Genomic DNA, 18,969 nt, shown 5'->3' on the forward strand with positions numbered 1-18,969 from the left:
GCCACCCGATTTCCGGGAAGGACGTAATTTAAGACGGCTCTCGCTTCCGCGTATCCCACGCAATGTCCGCGACCACCGCGCCGATCACCAGAGCACCGCCGATCAGTGCATGAACAGCAGGGATCTCCCGAAAGGCCACCCAGATCCAGAACGGCATCAGAGGCGTCTCCAACGTCGCGATCAGGGATGCCTGGCTCGACGGCAGCAGGCGCGAGCCGAGCATGTAGAATGTCAACCCGAGCGCGACCTGAAGGCAGCCAAACATCGCGAGGATCGCAAGGCTGTTGCCGCTGACCTGAGCGATGTCGTGGGCAAATGGTAGGCTGACGAGGCTGCCGAGGAAATTCGACAGAGCTGCTGCTGCCACCATCGACGTATCCCTGTGGCGCCGAATGACAACCGTCATGGCCGAGATGGCGAGCACCATCAGGCAGCTCAGCGCGACGCCGGTGACGTCGGCGCCGGCCTCGATGCCGCCGACCGTGATGCCCACGCCGGCAAAGGCGACGAGGCTCGCGAGGAGTGTGCGCCACGTCGCGGCCTCGCCGAGCCACAGCCACGCCAAGGCCGCCGCCACAAACGGTTGCGTGGCGATCAGCACAGCCACGTTCATCACCTTGGTCATCTGAAGTGCGGGGATGAAGGAGACCATGCCGAGCGTTGACAATGAGGCGACGAGCAAGCCGCCGCGTCCTGGGACCACCAATTGCCGCAGCGCACCGCGGCCCTGCATCAGAACGAGAAATACCGTGATCAAGCTGCCGCCGAACAGGCCGCGCCAGAACAGGATGGTCCAGGGATCGAACGGCAGCAGCCGCGTGAAGAACGGCGCCGTGCTCCAGGCAATCGCGGCGGCGATGACAAGGGCAATGCCGAGACCACGGTCCGAACGACGCTGGCCCATGTCAATGCACCTCGGTTAGGAGGGCTGCTTCGGCCGCGACACGAGCTCGATCATCTTGCCTTCGTCATCGTCCGGCATCGCAGCCGTCGCTCGCGCATAGGACTCGACCGCGGCGCGCGAGACCAGCGGCTTGTCGGCAAGCAGGCCCTCGGCGAGCCTCACGGCATAGGCGGCATCCTTGTGCCGCAGCGCCGACGTAAACGTCGCGCCGCTGAAGTCGCGGGCGACCATGCGCTTGGAGTGGCGCTGCACCTGCGGGCTGGCGGCGACGCCGGCCTGGATCGATTCCAGCACCAGCTTCATATCGAGCCCGGCCTGCTCGGCGATCGCAAGGCCCTCGGCAAGACCAGCGATCTGGATCGCGCCCATGAGATTGTTGATGAGCTTGTAGACCGTGCCGGAGCCGACCGCGCCGAAATGCCGGATGGTCGAGCCGATCGGTTCGAGGAACGGCTGCGCACGTTCGAGGTCGACCGCGTCAGCACCGACCAGCAGCGTGAGCTTTCCGCTAGCTGCCGCATCCGGCAATCCCGTCACGGGGCAGTCGATATAGATCAGCCCGCGCGCGTTGAGCTCGCGGCCCATCTCGCGCGCGTGGTCATAGGAGACGGTGGAGCATTCGATCGCGATGGTGCCGGCCTTCGCCGTCTTGGCCGCGCCCTCAGGCCCCAGCCAGACCGTGCGCGAAGCTCCGTCGTCGGCGACCATGGTCACGACGGCGTCGGCATCGATCGCGGCATCCTCAGGCGAGGTCGCCCAATGCGCGCCGCGCGCGATCAGGTCTTCAGCCTTGGCCTTGCTGCGATTCCACAGCGTCACGGTGAAGCCGGCGTCGAGATAGCGGCCGGCCATGCCATGCCCCATCCGTCCAAGCCCGATGAAGGCGACGCGGGGCATCAGTCGACGTCCTCGATGTCAGCGCCGGTGGTGCCGAAGGCGCGTTGCGCCAGCGTCGCGGCCATGAAGTCGTCGAGCTCGCCGTTGAGCACGCCCGAGGTATCGGAGGTCTGCACGCCCGTGCGCAAATCCTTCACCATCTGGTAGGGCTGGAGCACGTAGGAGCGGATCTGGTGGCCCCAGCCGATATCGGTCTTGGCGGCCTGGTCGGCGGCGGCTTTCTCTTCGCGCTTCTTCAGCTCGATCTGATAGAGCCGCGCACGCAGCATGTCCCAGGCCTGCGCCTTGTTCTTGTGCTGGGAGCGGCCGGCCTGGCAGACCACTGCAACGCCGCTCGGAATGTGCGTCAGCCGCACCGCGGATTCAGTCTTGTTGACGTGCTGCCCGCCGGCGCCGCCCGAACGCATGGTGTCGACGCGGACGTCGGATTCCTTGATGTCGATCTTGATGCTGTCGTCGATCACCGGAAACACCGCGACCGACGAGAACGAGGTGTGCCGCCGCGCGTTGGAATCGTACGGCGAGATGCGCACCAGGCGGTGCACGCCGGCCTCGGTCTTGAGCCAGCCGTAAGCGTTGTGGCCGGAGACCTGGATAGTCGCGGACTTGATGCCGGCCTCTTCGCCCTCGGACTCTTCGACAATTTCGACCTTGAAGTCGTGAGTCTCGGCCCAGCGCGTGTACATGCGGAGCAGCATCTGGGCCCAGTCCTGGCTCTCGGTACCACCGGCGCCGGCATGGACTTCGAGATAGGAATCGAAACCGTCGGCTTCGCCCGACAACAGCGCTTCGAGCTCGCGCCGCGCAACTTCCTTCTTAAGCGCTTTCAGCGCAGCTTCGGCCTCAGTCACGACACCCGTATCGCCCTCGGCCTCGCCGAGCTCGATCATGCCGATGTCGTCTTCGAGCTGCTGCTCGACCTTGCCGATGCCTGAGAGCGAATCCTCCAGCGAGGTACGCTCCTGCATCAGCTTCTGGGCCTTCTGGGGATCGTTCCAGAGGTTGGGATCTTCTGCGAGCTTGTTCAGCTCAGCGAGGCGCGCCGTCGATTTCTCGACGTCAAAGATGCCTCCTCAGCAGCCCGACAGACTGCTTGATCTCTTCTACCAACCGTTCGATTTCGGCGCGCATGTCGTTCTCTGGTCTCGCGGAATCCCGCGTGCAATTGAAATGGGGATGTAGCGGCGGCGGCTGCAAAGCGCAACCGCCGAGCGCAAGATCGTCCGTCTTGTCCTAAGCCTCAGTACAGCCCGCCGGTGCCCGGCCGCATGAAGAAGCCGGAATCCGGCTGCTGCTGTTGCGACGCCGGCACGCCACCGCGGCCGTCAGCGTCAGCAACGCCAATAACCGAGTAATTATCCGGCGGCGCCGTGCCCGGCTTGAAGGCCTCCAAAATGGTGCCACCGGTCTCGCCGGGACCTGCGCGCATGCCGGTCTTGGCGACGACGCGGATCAGCTTGATGCCGGCCGGCACCTTGAAGGGAACCGCGGGCTTGTCGGCGAGCGCGAGCTTGAGGAAATCGCGCGCGATGGGGGCAGCCAGATGGCCGCCAGTCGCGGCGTTGCCCTTACCCAGCGGACGCGGCTTGTCGTAGCCCATATAGATGGCGACCGCGACGTCCGGCGAGAACCCGACGAACCAGGCGTCCTTGGCCTCGTTGGTGGTGCCGGTCTTGCCGGCGATCGGCTTGCCCACTTCCCTCACGACGGTTGCGGTGCCGGCCTGGACAACGCCTTCCATCAGCTCGGTGATCTGATAGGCGGTCATGGAGTCCAGCACCTGCTCGCGGCGGTCGATCAGCTGCGGCTCGGGCTGGTTCTTCCAACCACCAGCCGCGTCGCAGCCGCGGCATTCGCGCTGGTCGTGCTTGAAGATGGTGTGACCGTAGCGATCCTGGATGCGGTCGATCAAGGTCGGCTTCACGCGACGGCCGCCATTGGCGAGCATCGAGTAAGCCGTGACCATGCGCATCGCCGTGGTTTCGCCGGCGCCGAGTGCGTACGAGAGATAATTCGGCAGCTCGTCATAGACGCCGAAGCGGCGCGCATATTCGCCGATCAGGGGCATGCCGATGTCCTGTGCGAGGCGCACCGTCACCGTGTTGAGCGACTGCCGCAGCGCGTTCCGCAGCGTCACCGGTCCCTGATACTTATTGGTGGAGAAGTTCTCCGGTCGCCACACGCCAGCACCCTGGCCCTGGTCGATTTCGATCGGCGCATCGAGCACGACGGTCGAGGGCGTATAGCCGTTGTCGAGCGCCGCCGAATAGACGATCGGCTTGAACGACGAACCCGGCTGCCGATAGGCCTGCGTTGCGCGGTTGAACTGGCTCTGGTCGAACGAGAAGCCGCCGACCATGGCGAGCACGCGGCCGGTCCAGGGATCCATCACCACCATCGCGCCCGACACTTCGGGGATCTGCCGCAAACGATACTGGCCTTCGACCGGAGTGCCATCCTTGTAGAGCGGATCGGCATAGATCACGTCGCCGGGCTGGAGCACCTGCGCCACACCCGTGGCAGCCCTGCCCTTCGCGGCTCCGGAAGCCGCCTTCGCCCATTTGACGCCGTCGAGCGTGATCAGGCCGGTCTCGCGCTGCTTGCTGACGGCGCCGCCGAGTTCGCGGTTCGGCTGGAAGCCGATTCGCGCCGACTGGTCGCTGGTCTCCAGTACTACCGCCATGCGCCATGGCGAGATGTCGGAGAGCGACTTCATCTCGGCGAGCTTCACGCCCCAGTCGCCCGAAATATCGAGCTTGCTCATCGCACCGCGATAGCCCTGCTGCTCGTCATAATTGACGAGGCCTGCGACCATGGTCTTGCGCGCCATGACCTGGATCTTCGGATCGAGCGTGGTGCGGACCGAGAGACCGCCCTCATAGAGTTTCTTCTCGCCATAACGCTCGAAGATGTCGCGACGGACTTCCTCGGCAAAATATTCGCCGGCGAAGGTGTGGGCAGCGTTGGAACGGCTGGTGACGGCGAGCGGCTCCTTGCGCGCCTTCTCGGCGTCGGCCTGCTTGATCCAGCCGTTCTCCTGGAGACGATCGATCACGTAGTTGCGGCGCTCGATGGCGCGGTCGCGGTTACGCACCGGATGCAGGGTCGCCGGCATCTTCGGTAGCGCCGCGAGATAAGCGGCTTCGGCCACGGTGAGCTCGTTCACCGACTTGTCGAAGTAAACGAGCGAAGCGGCTGCGATGCCGTAGGCACCGAGGCCGAGATAGATTTCGTTGAGATAGAGCTCGAGGATCTTGTCCTTCGAATAGGTCTTCTCGATCCGCATCGCGAGCAAGGCTTCCTTGATCTTGCGGGCGAACGAGACCTCATTGGTCAGCAGGAAGTTCTTGGCGACCTGCTGGGTGATGGTGGAAGCACCCTGCGGACGACGGTTGGAGCCGTAGTTCTGGAGATAGACCAGGCCGGCGCGGGCCATGCCGGTGTAGTCGATGCCGCCATGCTCGTAGAAATTCTTGTCCTCGGCGGCGAGGAACGCATTGATCACGAGTTTCGGCACCGCCTGGATCGGCAGATACAGCCGCCGCTCCTTGGCGTATTCGCCGAGCAGTGAACCGTCAGTCGCGTGCACGCGGGTCATCACCGGCGGCTCGTAATCCTGAAGCTGAGAGTAATCCGGCAAGTCCTTGGAGAAATGCCAGATCAGGCCCGCTACGGCACCGACACCGACAAGGAACAGCACCGTTCCCGCGGCGAACAGGAAACCCATGAACCGCACCAGCAAGCGCATTATCTGTTTATCCGTTCAAACCTTGGACCAGCCCAAGATAATCCAAAGGCGCCGAAAATGAGCGCCATCCTCATGTCGCGAATTCACCGGCCTACTCAATTACATCAATGCCGGACCGAAAGACGCTTGCGGAACGGGATTCTCGTCGATTCCGGAACCCCCTGCGTCGTTTTTATAAAGCGCCCGCTGTGGCCAAACTAGGGCTTAACAGCAGGACCCAACATTCCCTTCTTAATTGGCCGTTTTCAATTGCCTTGCCCCGCCGTCGCCATCCGCTTGGCCAGGAACGCATCGATCGCCTGGCCCATCGAGGCCACCGCACGCGACCGCCAGCCCTCGGAAACGAGGTGCTCAAGGTCGCCCTTGTTGGAGACATAGCCGATTTCCACCAGGACCGATGGCACGTCGGGCGCCTTCAGCACCCGGAACCCGGCCGATTTCAGCGGATGCTTGTGCATCCGCACGGTCGACTTCATTTCGCCCATCAGCAAATGCGCAAAACGGTTTGAAAATGTGCGGGTTTCCCGTTGGGTGAGGTCGATCAGGATGTCGGCGACGTCGGTCGGCTCCTCCGCAAGATTGAAGCCGGCGATCGCGTCCGCGCGGTTTTCCGCGTCCGCCAGACGCTGGGCCTCGGCGTCGGATGCCTTGTCGGACAAGGTGTAGATCGTGGCGCCCTGCGCATCGCCTTCCGCGCGCGGCAGCGCATCGGCATGGATCGAGACGAACAGCGCGGCCTTGAGGTTCCGGGCGATTTTGGTCCGGTCATTGAGCGGAATGAAGGTGTCGTCATCCCGCGTCATCACCACGCGGTATTTGCCGGTCTTTTCCAGCCGCTCGCGCAGCGCCAGTCCAAAGGCCAGCACCAGGTTCTTTTCGCTCTCGCCGCTCGACTGCGTGCCGTTGTCGATGCCGCCATGACCGGGATCGATCACGACGACCGGGCGGCCGTCAGCCGGCGCCCCCAGCTTCTGCGCCGGCTCCGGCGCTGCGGCGGGAACAGTTGCCGGCGGCGCGGCGGCGATCGTCGGCCGCAGTTCGGGACGGTTTTCCGGGGCCGGCGATTGCAGGAAGGCGGCCCGATCGACCTCCTCGAGCTCGAGCACAAGCCGGGCGGGCTGGCCGTTGGTCGCCTCCAGCACGTAGGAATTGGCGATCTTGGCAGGACCCGTCAGGTCGAACACGATTCGGGAGCCGCCAGGCATCACGAGCCCGTAGCGGAAGGCCTTGACCAGCCCCCGCCCCCCGGCCCCGGTGCCCGGAGCGAGTTGAAAATTGACTTGGGGAACGTCGACCACCACCCGGTACGGGTCTGCGAGCGTGGTGGCGCGGAAGCTGACGGTCTGGTCGAGGTCGAGAATGAAGCGGGTCTGCTTGCCGTCACCGGCCAGCCGGGCGGCCGAGGCGATCGGATAATTCGCTACCGCAACAGAGGGTTGCGGCTGGCTTTCCGCCGCGCTCAGGCGCGAGGAATCGGCATATGGCAGTGCTGCGGCGCAAAGAAGCGCGCATCCCAGCAAAACCCGTTGATTTGTGCGGCTCGCCACCGATTCCGTGCCTCCGAGCAGCCTCTTTAACGCAATAGAACCACAGGGTTAATCAGTCCTTAATGACAGAGACGCGAAACTCGCTGACTGTGACCGGCGTGCGACGCTCCCTTGCACCGGTGGCCCATTCCTCGTATGTACCAAGTGCTGACGGCCAATAATTTCCGGTTGTGTCGCATTCAGCCTCCCGGTGCAGCGCCGGAACTCTCAAGGTTTGGGAATTCCAGCGTTTTTCCGCTCTCCTCTAAGTCCAGCGCGGTGCGCGGCAGCGAGGTGGAGCGGGGCAAGCCCCGGCGGCAGACGGTCTCTGGTTACCACTCGCGTATCCGGGACAGTTTTGACAGCGACGTAGCTCTTTACCCGATCCCTTAATCCCAAGGGAGCGGTTCGTGATCCCAGGGCGAGCGCACTCGCGCCATGCCTGGCCAACAGCAACTGATTAAGGGGCGGCCCCGCCGCCCAATGTTTCATACGGGCCGACGCTTGATGCGCCAGACTGTGCCGACGAATTCTGAAGGACCATTCGCGACGCTGCGGAGCGAAACTCCCGCGCGCCGCATTGGTCCTCCGGCTTCCGATTCGGCGAGGCGCGAGAGACGGTGTTTCGGCCTTCCCCTCACCCCCGAATCAGGTGGACCGTCGCGTCACCGGGCAGCGCAACTCGCGCCCACGGTGAATCGCGCCCGCCGCCGCCAAGAGTTAAGACATGCCCAACAAGATGTTGATCGATGCCACCCACCCGGAAGAGACCCGGGTTGTCGTGGTCCGCGGCAATCGCGTCGAAGAGTTTGATTTCGAGACCGCGCAACGCAAGCAATTACGCGGGAACATCTACCTCGCCAAGGTCACCCGGGTCGAACCCTCGCTTCAAGCCGCGTTCGTCGAATATGGCGGCAACCGCCACGGCTTCCTCGCCTTCAGCGAAATCCATCCCGACTACTACCAGATCCCGGTCGCCGACCGGCAGGCGCTGATCGAGGCCGAAGAGCAGGCCCATCGCGAAGCCGAGGAAGAGACCGAGAACCGCTCCCACGGCCGCCGCCGCTCGCGCCACCGCAACGCCCGCCGCCGCGGTCAGGGCGAGCGCGTCCGCAGCGACGTCGTCGAGGGCGCCGACGCTAACGCGGCCCAGCCGATCGAGGGCGAGGCGCGGCCGGAGCACGCCGACGGCGCTCCGCACGAGGGCGAACATCTGCACGCCGACGCGGAGCATCACGGCGAGCACGAAGCCCATCGTCACGAGCACGATCACGACGATCATGGGCACGACGATCATCATCATGCCCATGATGACGATCACCAGCACACTCACGATCATGATGACCATCATCATGACGGCGACCATGATCATCACGACCATGATCACGCCGACGAGACGCCCGCGCCTGTCGCGGCCGTTGCCGAGCCGTACGAGGCCGCCACTTTCGATACGCACGCCGAGGCTCTGTCCGAAGCCGTGACCTCCGCCGCTGAACCGGCCGATGCCGTGTACGCCGCCGGCGAGAGCGTCGAGGCTCCGCATCACGACTCCGAAGCGACGGTCGAGGACGACGATGAGGATGACGAAGACGACGCCGAAGAGGAAGTCGTCGAATCCGTCGGTGGTGACGACGTGCTCGAGGAGGTGCCGGAGCGCACCTTCCGTCCGCGCCGCCAGTACAAGATCCAGGAGGTCATCAAGCGTCGCCAGGTGATGCTGGTGCAGGTGGTCAAGGAAGAGCGCGGCAACAAGGGCGCCGCGCTGACGACCTACCTCTCGCTCGCCGGCCGCTATGCCGTCCTGATGCCGAACACCGCCCGCGGCGGCGGCATCAGCCGCAAGATCACCAGCGCACAGGATCGCTCTCGTCTTAAGGAGGTCGTGCAGGATCTCGACGTGCCCGAGGGCATGGGCATCATCCTGCGCACCGCCGGCGCCGCACGTACCAAGCCCGAGATCAAGCGTGACTTCGAGTACCTGATCCGGATGTGGGAGACGGTGCGCGACCTGACGCTGCAATCACAGGCCCCGACGCTGGTCTATGAGGAAGGCTCGCTGATCAAGCGCTCGCTGCGCGACCTCTACAACAAGGAAATCGACGAAATCTCGGTTGCCGGTGACTCCGGCTACCGCGAAGCGCGCGACTTCATGAAGATGCTGATGCCCGCCAATGTCAGCGCAGTGAAGCAGTATCGCGACGGCCAGCCGCTGTTCTCGCGGATGGGCGTCGAAAGCCAGCTGGATGCGATGTTCTCGCCGACCGTGCAACTGCGCTCCGGCGGCTACATCGTCATCAACCAGACCGAGGCACTCGTCTCGATCGACGTCAACTCCGGCCGCTCGACCCGCGAGCACCATATCGAGGACACCGCGCTCAAGACCAATCTGGAAGCGTCCGAAGAGGTCGCCCGCCAGCTTCGCCTGCGCGACCTCGCCGGCCTGATCGTCATCGACTTCATCGACATGGACGAGAAGCGCAACAACCGCGCGGTCGAGCGCAAGCTGTCCGATTGCCTGAGGCAGGATCGCGCGCGCATCCAGGTCGGCCGTATCTCGCATTTCGGCCTCTTGGAGATGTCGCGCCAGCGCATCCGCGCCAGCGTGCTGGAATCCTCGACCGATCCCTGCCCGCATTGCGGCGGCACCGGCCACGTCCGCTCGGTGTCCTCGGTTGCGCTCCAGCTCCTACGCGGCCTCGAAGAAATCCTGATGAAGGGCGCGACCCACAATCTCGTGGTCCGCACCCGCACTGACGTCGCGCTCTATGTGCTGAACCACAAGCGCGGTCATCTGCGCGACCTCGAAAACGGCTTCAAGGTCACCCTGGCGGTCATCGCCGACCCAAGCGTCAGCGGACCGCAAGCTTACCTCATCGACCGTGGCGAACAGGTGCATACGCTCGAAGCTGCCAAGGCGCTGCTCGCGGCGCAGGCTGCCGCAAGCCCGCCGCCGTTGGTCGAAGAAGCCTATGACGACGAGGAGTTCGATCCGGAGCTTGAATCCGAGGTCGAGACCGAGGAAACCGAAGGTCTTGCCGAGGAGCAAGCTGCCGGCGAAGCAGCGCCCGATCAGGACGGTCAGCGCCGCAAGCGGCGCCGGCGTCGTCGCGGTCGCGGCGGCCCGCGCGAGGGCGAGCCTCGCGAGGATGGCGCGCCCGCATTGGCCGAAGGGGCCGTTGCAACCGGCGAGACAGACGAGGATGCCGAGTCCGAGCCGGAGGGCGAGGATCAGGCGGGTCAGGCCCGTGGCGAGCAGGAAGGCGCGAGTGATCGCCGCCGCCGGCGTGGTCGCCGTGGCGGACGCCGTCGGCGCGGTGGTGGCGAGGAAGGTCTCGCCGGCTCCATTGGCGACGAGCTCAGCGCCAATGCGCCGCCGGAAGCGACCGATGCGGTCGCCGATTTCGACGGGTCGGGCGGCGAGACTGCGCCCTCGATTGCGCATTCCGAAGACATCAACATCGTCGAGCCGCTGGTCGCTCAGCCTGAGCCACGCACCGAATCGCAAGCCACAGCGGCGGCCCAGCCTGAGCCTGCGGTTGCAGAGGAAGAACCCGCCGACGACAAGGCCGCGCGGCGCCGCTCCACGGTCCGGGAGAAGGTGAGCTTCCTGTCGAGCAGCCAGCGCGAGCCCGCAGCACCGGTTGCATCAGCGCCGGAGCCGGCTGCTACGCCAACGCCTGAGCCTGCACCGGAAGCTGCGGCCGAAACATCGACCGCGCCGCGTCGCGCCGGTTGGTGGTCACGCCGTTTCGGCGGCGGCGAATAGAACGAACACGCAATAAAAAAACGCCCGGCCTGGCCGGGCGTTTTTCGTTTCACGGCTCGCCAAAACGCTAAAACATGATCCGGAAAAGTGCGCAGCGGTTTTCCGAAAAGATCATGCTCAAACAATGATCTAAAGCGCGATGGCGATTCATCCTAATCGCATAGCGCTTTAGGACGGCAGTTCGTCATCGCCAAGCGGCGCCACGTCGCGCGATGCGATCTGGCGGAGCTGGTCGTAGAGATCGGGCGCCTCGCTGGTGCACAGACAAACCCCCTTGGCGGACGGTGCCTCCCCGGCGTTGAGGTAGGCGTGGCCCATGGTGCTGTCGATGTAGATGCCGTCGCCCTCGTCGAGGATCTCCGGCGCGTAGAACTCGGTGTGGACGGCCACGCGTCCGCTCGTCACCAGAAAATACTCCTCGCCGCCATGCCGCAGCAGCGGCCCGAACTCGTCCAGCGAGCGCGCGCGGACTTCGGCCACAATCGGCACCATGCGTTTGCCGATCAGGTCGGTGCATTGATAGGTGTAGGTGTAGAATTTCGTGGTGATGATCTGCCCCTGCCCGCCGCGGCTGATGCTCCGCCGCGCGGTGACCGGCCGGCCCTGTGCAGGGGCCGCAACCGCAGGATTGAACAGCTCCGCGATCTCCATCTTCAGGCCCGAGGTGAGCTGAAGCAGCTTATCGTAGGTCAGCGACATCAGGCCGTTCTCGACCTTGGACAAGGTCGACAGCGCCATGCCCGTCCGCTCCGCCACCTGCTTGAGCGTCAGGCCGCGCGCCTGGCGGGCGGCCTTGAGGCATTGGCCGAGCTGGGAATTGGCCCCTTCGGGCGTCGTGATCTCGCTCATGCAGCAATCCTATCACGTCGCTCGGAAAAACTATTGGCCGATCCATCTAATCTTTTCGGCGTAACGCACATCCAGATACCTCCTGCGGCGACAGTCTGAGCATCCGAGCCAGGATTTGCGCATGAAATGGCCGGATTTGGCGAAAATTGGTGCTGGAACGCACTTTCCGATATGCTAAATCATTTTCACAATCTGAAAGGAGCTGGCGTTTGTCAGGACTTTGCGACACGAGCGCCGTTGAGCTGCGCCGTCTGCTGGCCGCGCGGACGATCTCGCCCGTCGAGCTGCTCGACGCCTGCCTGTCGCGCATCGCCACGACCAATGCCGCCGTCAATGCGGTCGTGACGCTCGACGAACCGGGCGCGCGTGCCGCGGCCAAGGTGGCTGAAGCCGCCATCCAGCGCGGGGAGGAAGGTGGCGCGCTGCACGGGCTCCCTGTCCTCATCAAGGATACCCAGGACACCGCCGGGATGCGCTCCACCTATGGCAGCCCGCTGTTGCGCGACAATATACCCGCCGCCGACCAGGGCTCGGTCGCGCGGCTGCGCGCAGCCGGTGCCATCATCTTCGGCAAGACCAACACGCCGGAATGGGCGGCGGGCGGCAACACCCGCAACCCTGTTTTCGGCGCGACCGGCAATCCCTTCGATCCCATGCGCTCGGCGGCCGGCTCCTCCGGCGGCTCGGCGGTGGCACTCGCCTGCGGCATGGCCCCGCTCGCCTCGGGCTCCGACACCGGCGGGTCATTGCGCAATCCGGCAGGCTTCTCCGGCATCGTCGGCATGCGCCCCTCCTACGGCCTCGTGGCCAGCGAAAAGCGTGCCTTCGGCTGGTCCAATTTGTCGACCGACGGCCCGATGGCGCGCAATGTCGCCGACACCGCGCTGATGCTGTCGGTGTTGGCGAGCGACGATGTCCGCGATCCGCTCGCCTACACGCTGCCGGGCGAGCCCTTGCGCGGACGCGCTGAGCGCTGGACCGCGCCGCGTCCCGCAGACCTCGGCAAGCTACGTCTCGCCTTCACTGAGGATTTCGGCTTCGCACCGACCGAGCAGGCCATCCGCCGCGTCTTCCGCGATCGCGTGAAAAAGCTTGCGCCGTTGTTCGCCGAATGCCGCGAGGCCACGCCGGACTGCTCAGGCGCCGACGATGCCTTCGCCGTGCTGCGCGCGGGCCTGTTCCTGGCGATGCACGGCAAGAACTATAAAGAGCGGCCGGAGATGCTCGGTCCGAATGTCCGCGCCAATGTCGAGGAAGGCCTGAGCTACACACTCGAAGACCACGGGCGCGCCGCGACGACGCAGACGCGAATCTATCGCGCCTACCAGACCTTCTTCGCAAGCTGCGACGTGCTGATCAGCCCGACCATCACGCTGAGCCCGCGGCCCTGGTCGGAGCTCTATCCGGCCGAGATCGACGGCGTGCCGACAAAATCCTACTTCCACTGGCTCGCGCTCGCCTATGCCGTCACGCTTCCCGGCCACCCCGCGATCAGCATTCCGCTCGGCCGCGATGAAGCCGGCCTGCCCTTCGGTCTCCAGATCGTCGGCCCGCGCGGTGGCGACGCCATCGTGCTTGCCGTTGCCGCGAGCATCGAGGCTGCGCTCGCCGGCGATGCGCAATTGTGCCGGCCGGTGCCCGACCTGGCGCAACTCGCCGTGGCGCCACCGCTGTCGGCCGCGCCGGGCTTCCTCACCTGGGAATAGATCCATAAGCAGGCCAGGACCGCCGGGGCGCCAGCAGATCGGAGTTGAGCATGACCGACTTGTCGAGCCGCAAGACCAGCATCATCGCGTTCGTCCTGCTCTATATCGCCTATTGCATCTCCTACATCGACCGCGCGGCGATCTCGCTGGCGCTGGCGCAGATCGGCAAGGACTTCAATCTCCAGGCCGCCGATCTCGGCATCGTCATCAGCGCGTTTTTCTTAGGTTATGCCGCGATGCAGGTGCCGGGCGGATGGCTCTCCGACCGCTTCGGCTCGAAATATGTGGTGATCGTCACCATCGTGATGTGGTCGCTGTTTACGGCCTTCACCAGCCTCGCCTGGTCCCTGACCTCGCTGATCGCGATCCGCTTCATCTTCGGCATCGCCGAGGGTGCCTTTCCGCCGGCGAGCATTCGCGCCATCGCGGAGGTGTTCAAGAAGGACAGCCGGCCAAAAATGGCGGCGCTGCTGTTGTCGTCGAACTATGCCGGCAGCATGGTCGCACCGCTGATCATGGCGCCGCTGATCCTCTGGCTCGGCTGGCGTCATGCCTTCAACACGATCGGCATTGCAGGCATCGTCTTCGCGGTGATCTATTTCGTCTTCGTCCCGTATCTCGGCCGCTCGGGCCAGACCAAAGCGGGCGCGGCGGCGAAGCCCGAAAGCCGCGCGCCGATGCGCGAGCTCATGAAGAATCCGCTGCTGTGGCAGCTGATGGTGGTGTGGTTTGGTCTCAGCTGCGTCAACAAGGGCCTGGATTCCTGGATGCCGCTCTATCTGCTCCAGCAGCGCGGGCTCGATCTCAAGACCGTCGGCATCGTGGCGCCGATCCCGTTCGTGATGGCAACGATCGCGACCGCGATCGGCGGCTGGGTGATGACGACGTTCTTTGACGAGCGCGAAAAATATCTCCTGATCGGCAGCTCCGCGTTGACCGGCATCTTCCTCTACGCCATGTACAAGGCGGAGACGATCACGGTGCTGATCGCCTACCAGTCACTGGTCTATTTCTTCAAATCCTTCGTGCTGGCCGCTGTGGTTGCGCTTCCGACAAAACTGCTCCGCGACGACCAGATCGGATCGGGCGTCGGCATGGTCAATCTCGGCGGCCAGAGCGCCGGCTTCGTCGCACCGGCGGCGATAGGCTTCATCGTAACCGGAACCGGATCGTTCGATGCAGCCTTCGGCTTCCTGGTGGCGATGACGGCGCTGTCCGTCGTCGTCGCCACAACCATCAACACGGCGCAGCCCAGGCTTGCGCAGCAACCGGCCTGACAGGAGTTTTGCCGATGCAAAGCGCAATCGTTCTCGGCGGTGGCATGGTAGGCGTGGGTGCGGCGTTGCATCTGAAGCAGCGCGGCTGGTCGGTCACGCTCGTCGACCGCAGGGAGCCGGGCCGCGAGACCAGCTACGGCAATGCCGGGATGATCCAGGCGGAGGCGGTGCGGCCCTATCCGATGCCGCGCGACCTCGCCACGCTCCTGAAGATCGCGACCGGCCGCACCAACGACGTGCGCTACAGCTTCTCGTCGCTTCATCGCCACGTCGAGCCCCTGCTCCGGTATTGGTGGCATTCGGCGCCGAAGCGGCATCGCGAAGCTATCGAGGCCTGGGCGCGCCTGATCGCCTATGCGACGCCCGAGCATGACATCCTGATCCGCGAGGCCCATGCAGACAATCTGATCCGCCGCGCCGGTTATCGCGCGCTCTTTCGCGATCCGGCTGCGTTGGACCACTCGATCAAGGACGCCGAACAAGACCGCCGCGAATTCGGCGTGAATTTTCGCGTGCTGTCAGGCAGCGAGCTCAACAAGGCCGAGCCGATCCTGCGCGACGATCTGCCCGGCGCCATCCACTGGCTCGACACCTGGACCGTGTCCGATCCCGGCGCGCTGGTCACGGCCTACGCTGACCTCTTCCTGCGCCTCGGCGGCACAATCGTGCTCGGCGATGCTCAGTCGCTGCAACAGACTGCGACCGGCTGGTCTGTCGCTACGGACCAGGGACGCATCGATGCTGCGGCGGCCGTCGTGACGCTCGGGCCGTGGTCGCCCGATCTGTTGCACAAATTCGGCTATCGCATCCCCCTGGTGCGCAAGCGCGGCTATCACATGCACTACAGCGGCGGCGCGTCGCTCGATCTGCCTCTGGTCGACAAGGGCCGCGGCTACGCCATGGGCCCGATGGCCAAGGGCATCCGCATCACCACCGGTGCCGAGCTGACGGGACCGGATGCGCTGGCAACGCCGGTGCAACTCGCAAGCGCCGAGGCCTCGGCGCGCGAGCTGCTCGACCTCGGCAAGCGCGCCGAGCCGGAGCCGTGGTTCGGCACCCGCCCCTGCACGCCCGACATGGTGCCGGTGCTCGGCCCCGCCCCACGCCACCGCGGCCTCTGGATGAATTTTGGCCACGGTCACCAGGGCTTTACGCTGGGGCCCGCGACCGGACGCCTGCTCGCGGAGATGATGAGCGGCGAGACACCGTCGATCGATCCGACGCCGTACCGGCCGGAGCGGTTCTAGCCCTCGGCTGTCGCGGCGAGGACTGCGAGCGCAGCCGACAGACGCATCAGGGGATCGTCCCATTCGCGTGGCCTGCGCTGGCGGAACAGCCGCATGGTCGGATACCAGGGGCTATCCTCGCGATCGCGCAGCCAGCGCCAGTCGAGCGCGTAAGGCGTGAGCATCCACACCGGACGGCCGAGCGCGCCGGCGAGGTGCGCGACTGACGTGTCGACGGCGATGACGAGATCGAGCGCCGCGACGGCTGCCGCCGTATCGGCGAAATCGCCGAGCATGGGCGCGAGATCGATGACGTCGTTACGAAGCGCCGCCAGCACCTCGCCATCCTCGGGGCGCGGCTCCTTTTGCAGGCTGTAGAGCTGCACGCCCGGCATGACGAGGCGCGGCAGCACGGCCTCGGCCGACAGCGATCGCTGCCGGTCGCCCTTGTGCCTGGGATTGCCGGCCCAGGCCACGCCGACCTTGAGCCCTGCCACGCGACCAAGCGCGGCACGCCAGCGCAACAATTTTTCGCAATCCGGATGAAGATACGGAATGTCCGCGGGCAGATTATCGAGCGTGGTGCCAAAAATGCGCGGCAGACTCATCAGCGGCAGTTGCAGATCGAACGGCGGCAGCACTTCGCCGCGCGGGATCACGGTGACATCGGGCAGCTGCCGCAGCAGCGAGGCGAGCGCGGGCTGCACCTGCAAAATGATCTTGCCGCCCTTCCCCGTCACCATCGGCAGATAGCGCACGAAATGCAGGGCATCGCCGAGGCCGTATTCAGCCAACACCAGCAATGTGCGACCTTCGAGCGGCTCACCCTGCCATTCCGGCTCGTTGAAGGTCGGATCGCCGTCCGACAGCGTCTTGCATTTGCGGCGCCACCGATACGCTTCGAACCCCTCGGCAAAATGACCGTTCATCAGCAGGAAATGCGCGTGGTTGTATTGCGCGAGCGGCTGCTCCGGAGCGAGCGCAACTGCGCGGGCCGAGACCGTGAGCGCCTCGTCGAGCTCGCCGGCATTGCGCAGCGCGACCGCAAGATTGGCGTAGCCCTTTGCATAGGCGGGATCGGCTGCAACAGCGCAGCGATGTGCAGCAACGGCGTCAGCGACGCGCTCCTGCTTCTCGAAGATGATGCCGAGATTGGTATAGGCCGGTGCGTGATCGAGCTTGAGCAGCAATGCCTGCTCACAGGCCGCAACGGCATCGTCGAGCGCGCCGAGGTCGGAGAGGCAGGCACCGAGATTGGTGGCGATCATGTGATCGGCAGGATCGAGCGCGAATGTTTGCCGGTAGATCTCGGCAGCCTCGTGCAGATGACGGGCTTCGTGCAGGACGAGGCCAAGCAGGCGCAGCGCCGCGATATTGTCCGGCACCAGCAAGATAGCGCGCCGGTATTGGACGATGGCGTCCTCGAGCAACCCATGCCGATAGAGCGCGGCGCCGAGATTGCAGAGCAGTCCGACATCATCCGGATCGACTTCCAAGCCGCGACGATAGGCGGCCACGGCCTCGCCGAGCCTGTTCTGGTCAGCAAGGACGTTGCCGAGATTGAGCCAGACGCCGTGATAGGCCGGCTCCCGCGCGATCACGGCGCGATAGGCGTCCTCCGCCTCGGCCAGCCGCCCCTGCTCCGCAAGCGCGACGGCGAGGTTGAAGCAGGCCCGCGTCAGATGGGCATCGAGCGCGATCGCGCGGCGATAGGCGGCCTCGGCCTCATCGAAGCGCGACAGCTCGCCGAGCGCCACGCCGAGCTTGTTGTGCAGACCGGCATCGTTCCCCTGCCGGCGAAGCGCGCGCTGGAACGCCGCCACCGCGCCCGCGTGTTCTCCTTTCACGGCGAGTGCGTCCCCCAGTGTGACCAGCGCCGGCGCGTGGTCGGGATCGATGTCGAAGACGCGATTGAGCAGCGCGGCGCCGTCGGCGGCACGGTCGGTGACGAAGGCTGCCACGGCGGCCAGATGCAGCGCCGGCACATGATCCGGCTCTGCCTTCAAAACCTCCGCGCAGAGCGCATCCGCCTGATCCGGCCGACCCGCCGAAAAATGCTCCGCCGCCTCCAGCACAATCCGATTCACAGCCGTATTGCCCACGATACCGCCCGCCCCTTCGACGTCAGAGATGCGGGTTAAACGGGCAAGGTCGCAAATTCCGTCAGTCGGCGCGCTCAGCCAACACGGCCTTGATGCGTTCGGCATCCGCAGGCGTCGCCGGATTGTAGACGACCATGCCGAGATCGGGCCGACCGTCGACGGCAAAGGCCGAATATTCGAACGCAATCGGGCCGAGCACGGGATGGCGCAGATGCTTGACGCCCTCGCCATAGCTGCGGACATCGTTGTCGCGCCAAAGCCTCGCGAAGTCCGGGCTGAGACCGCAGAGTTCGTCGACGAACTCGGCGACATGCGAGACCGCGCCGGCGCGCGCCGCATCCGCCCGGAAGGCCGCGACCACGAAGCGGGCCACGCTCTCCCAATCATATTGCGCGGCGCGAACGCGCGGCTCGCAGAAGATCAAGCGCAGGATGTTGCGCCGTTCCGGCGCGAGCTTTGCGTAATCGGTCAGCACAACCGTCGCCGCGCGATTCCAGGCGACGACGTCCCAGATCGTCGTCCGGATGATCGCCGGGCTGGTTTCCAGTGCGTCAAGCACGCGCTGGAGCCGCGGCGAGACGCTTTCGGATGCCTGGTAACGAACCGCCGGCGGGCGGCCGAGCCCGATCAGAAACAGATGCTCGCGCTCGACATCGGTCAGCATCAGCGCGCGGGCAATGCGGTCGAGCACGTCCGCCGATGGCGCGCCGCCGCGGCCCTGCTCCAGCCACGTGTACCAGGTCGGGCTGATATTGGCGCGCTGCGCCACCTCCTCGCGCCGGAGCCCGGGGGTGCGCCTTCGGCTGCCGCCAAAGCCGAACGCCGCCGCATCCAGCCGGATGCGGCGATCCCTGAGATAGGCTCCGAGCAGGTTCTCGCTGGTGGTCTCGCTCATCCTGTTAGCTATTATACCCTGATAATATCACTACTTTACCCGGATAATTCTAGCGCAGATGGTCGTCTCCACC

The 18,969-nt window shown here is 65.2% G+C and carries 12 protein-coding genes; 4 read left to right on the top strand and 8 right to left on the bottom strand.

The genetic code is table 11. From position 1 onward, the window contains the following. Nucleotides 1–28 precede the first annotated feature (28 nt). From UB31_RS13005 to UB31_RS13025, 5 genes are all read right to left on the bottom strand, one after another. A complete protein-coding gene (locus UB31_RS13005) occupies nt 29–904 on the bottom strand; it encodes a DMT family transporter (protein ID WP_045011111.1) in 876 nt (291 codons plus the stop codon). A 15-nt stretch (nt 905–919) separates the two neighbouring features. Next, on the bottom strand, nt 920–1,801 hold the full coding sequence (locus UB31_RS13010; protein ID WP_045011112.1) for an NAD(P)-dependent oxidoreductase: 882 nt from the start codon (nt 1,799–1,801) through the stop codon (nt 920–922). Further along, a protein-coding gene (prfB, locus tag UB31_RS13015; RefSeq protein WP_156175321.1) for a peptide chain release factor 2 occupies nt 1,801–2,932 on the bottom strand; the annotation gives its coding sequence in 2 pieces (ribosomal slippage) (nt 1,801–2,862 and nt 2,864–2,932; 1,131 coding nt in all). The genes UB31_RS13010 and prfB overlap by 1 nt, the downstream gene beginning before the upstream one ends. Nucleotides 2,933–3,041: 109 nt before the next feature. Next, nucleotides 3,042–5,549 carry a penicillin-binding protein 1A gene (locus UB31_RS13020; protein ID WP_045000044.1) on the bottom strand — a complete coding sequence of 836 codons (2,508 nt, stop codon included), beginning with the start codon at nt 5,547–5,549 and terminating at the stop codon, nt 3,042–3,044. A 245-nt stretch (nt 5,550–5,794) separates the two neighbouring features. After that, nucleotides 5,795–7,096: an N-acetylmuramoyl-L-alanine amidase gene (locus UB31_RS13025; RefSeq protein WP_045011114.1), complete on the bottom strand. Its 1,302-nt coding sequence runs from the start codon at nt 7,094–7,096 to the stop codon at nt 5,795–5,797. Nucleotides 7,097–7,802: 706 nt separating this feature from the next. On the opposite strand from UB31_RS13025, the gene UB31_RS13030 reads away from it, so the two are divergent. Then, the gene (locus UB31_RS13030; protein WP_045011115.1) at nt 7,803–10,841 is read left to right on the top strand and encodes an Rne/Rng family ribonuclease; all 3,039 of its coding nucleotides are present in this window, start codon (nt 7,803–7,805) and stop codon (nt 10,839–10,841) included. A gap of 168 nt (nt 10,842–11,009) precedes the next feature. Here the strand turns inward: UB31_RS13030 and UB31_RS13035 are convergent, their stop codons facing one another. After that, a complete protein-coding gene (locus UB31_RS13035) occupies nt 11,010–11,690 on the bottom strand; it encodes a helix-turn-helix domain-containing protein (RefSeq protein WP_045011116.1) in 681 nt (226 codons plus the stop codon). A gap of 209 nt (nt 11,691–11,899) precedes the next feature. On the opposite strand from UB31_RS13035, the gene UB31_RS13040 reads away from it, so the two are divergent. From UB31_RS13040 to UB31_RS13050, 3 genes are read left to right on the top strand one after another with little or no spacing between them, the layout of a single operon-like run. Next, nucleotides 11,900–13,396 (top strand): amidase, encoded by a 1,497-nt coding sequence (locus UB31_RS13040; RefSeq protein ID WP_045011117.1) that lies wholly within the window; start codon nt 11,900–11,902, stop codon nt 13,394–13,396. A 50-nt stretch (nt 13,397–13,446) separates the two neighbouring features. Next, on the top strand, nt 13,447–14,673 hold the full coding sequence (locus UB31_RS13045; RefSeq protein WP_045011118.1) for an MFS transporter: 1,227 nt from the start codon (nt 13,447–13,449) through the stop codon (nt 14,671–14,673). 14 nt (nt 14,674–14,687) lie between these two features. After that, nucleotides 14,688–15,920 (top strand): NAD(P)/FAD-dependent oxidoreductase, encoded by a 1,233-nt coding sequence (locus UB31_RS13050; protein WP_045000051.1) that lies wholly within the window; start codon nt 14,688–14,690, stop codon nt 15,918–15,920. On the opposite strand, the gene UB31_RS13055 is transcribed toward UB31_RS13050, so the two are convergent. Then, nucleotides 15,917–17,986: a tetratricopeptide repeat protein gene (locus UB31_RS13055; RefSeq protein ID WP_245305982.1), complete on the bottom strand. Its 2,070-nt coding sequence runs from the start codon at nt 17,984–17,986 to the stop codon at nt 15,917–15,919. The genes UB31_RS13050 and UB31_RS13055 overlap by 4 nt on opposite strands. A gap of 76 nt (nt 17,987–18,062) precedes the next feature. Continuing rightward, the gene (locus UB31_RS13060; RefSeq protein WP_045011120.1) at nt 18,063–18,896 is read right to left on the bottom strand and encodes a helix-turn-helix transcriptional regulator; all 834 of its coding nucleotides are present in this window, start codon (nt 18,894–18,896) and stop codon (nt 18,063–18,065) included. Nucleotides 18,897–18,969: the final 73 nt, after the last annotated feature.

Origin of the sequence: Bradyrhizobium sp. LTSP849, assembly GCF_000938255.1 — a bacterium.
In the GTDB taxonomy this organism is placed as follows: domain Bacteria; phylum Pseudomonadota; class Alphaproteobacteria; order Rhizobiales; family Xanthobacteraceae; genus Bradyrhizobium.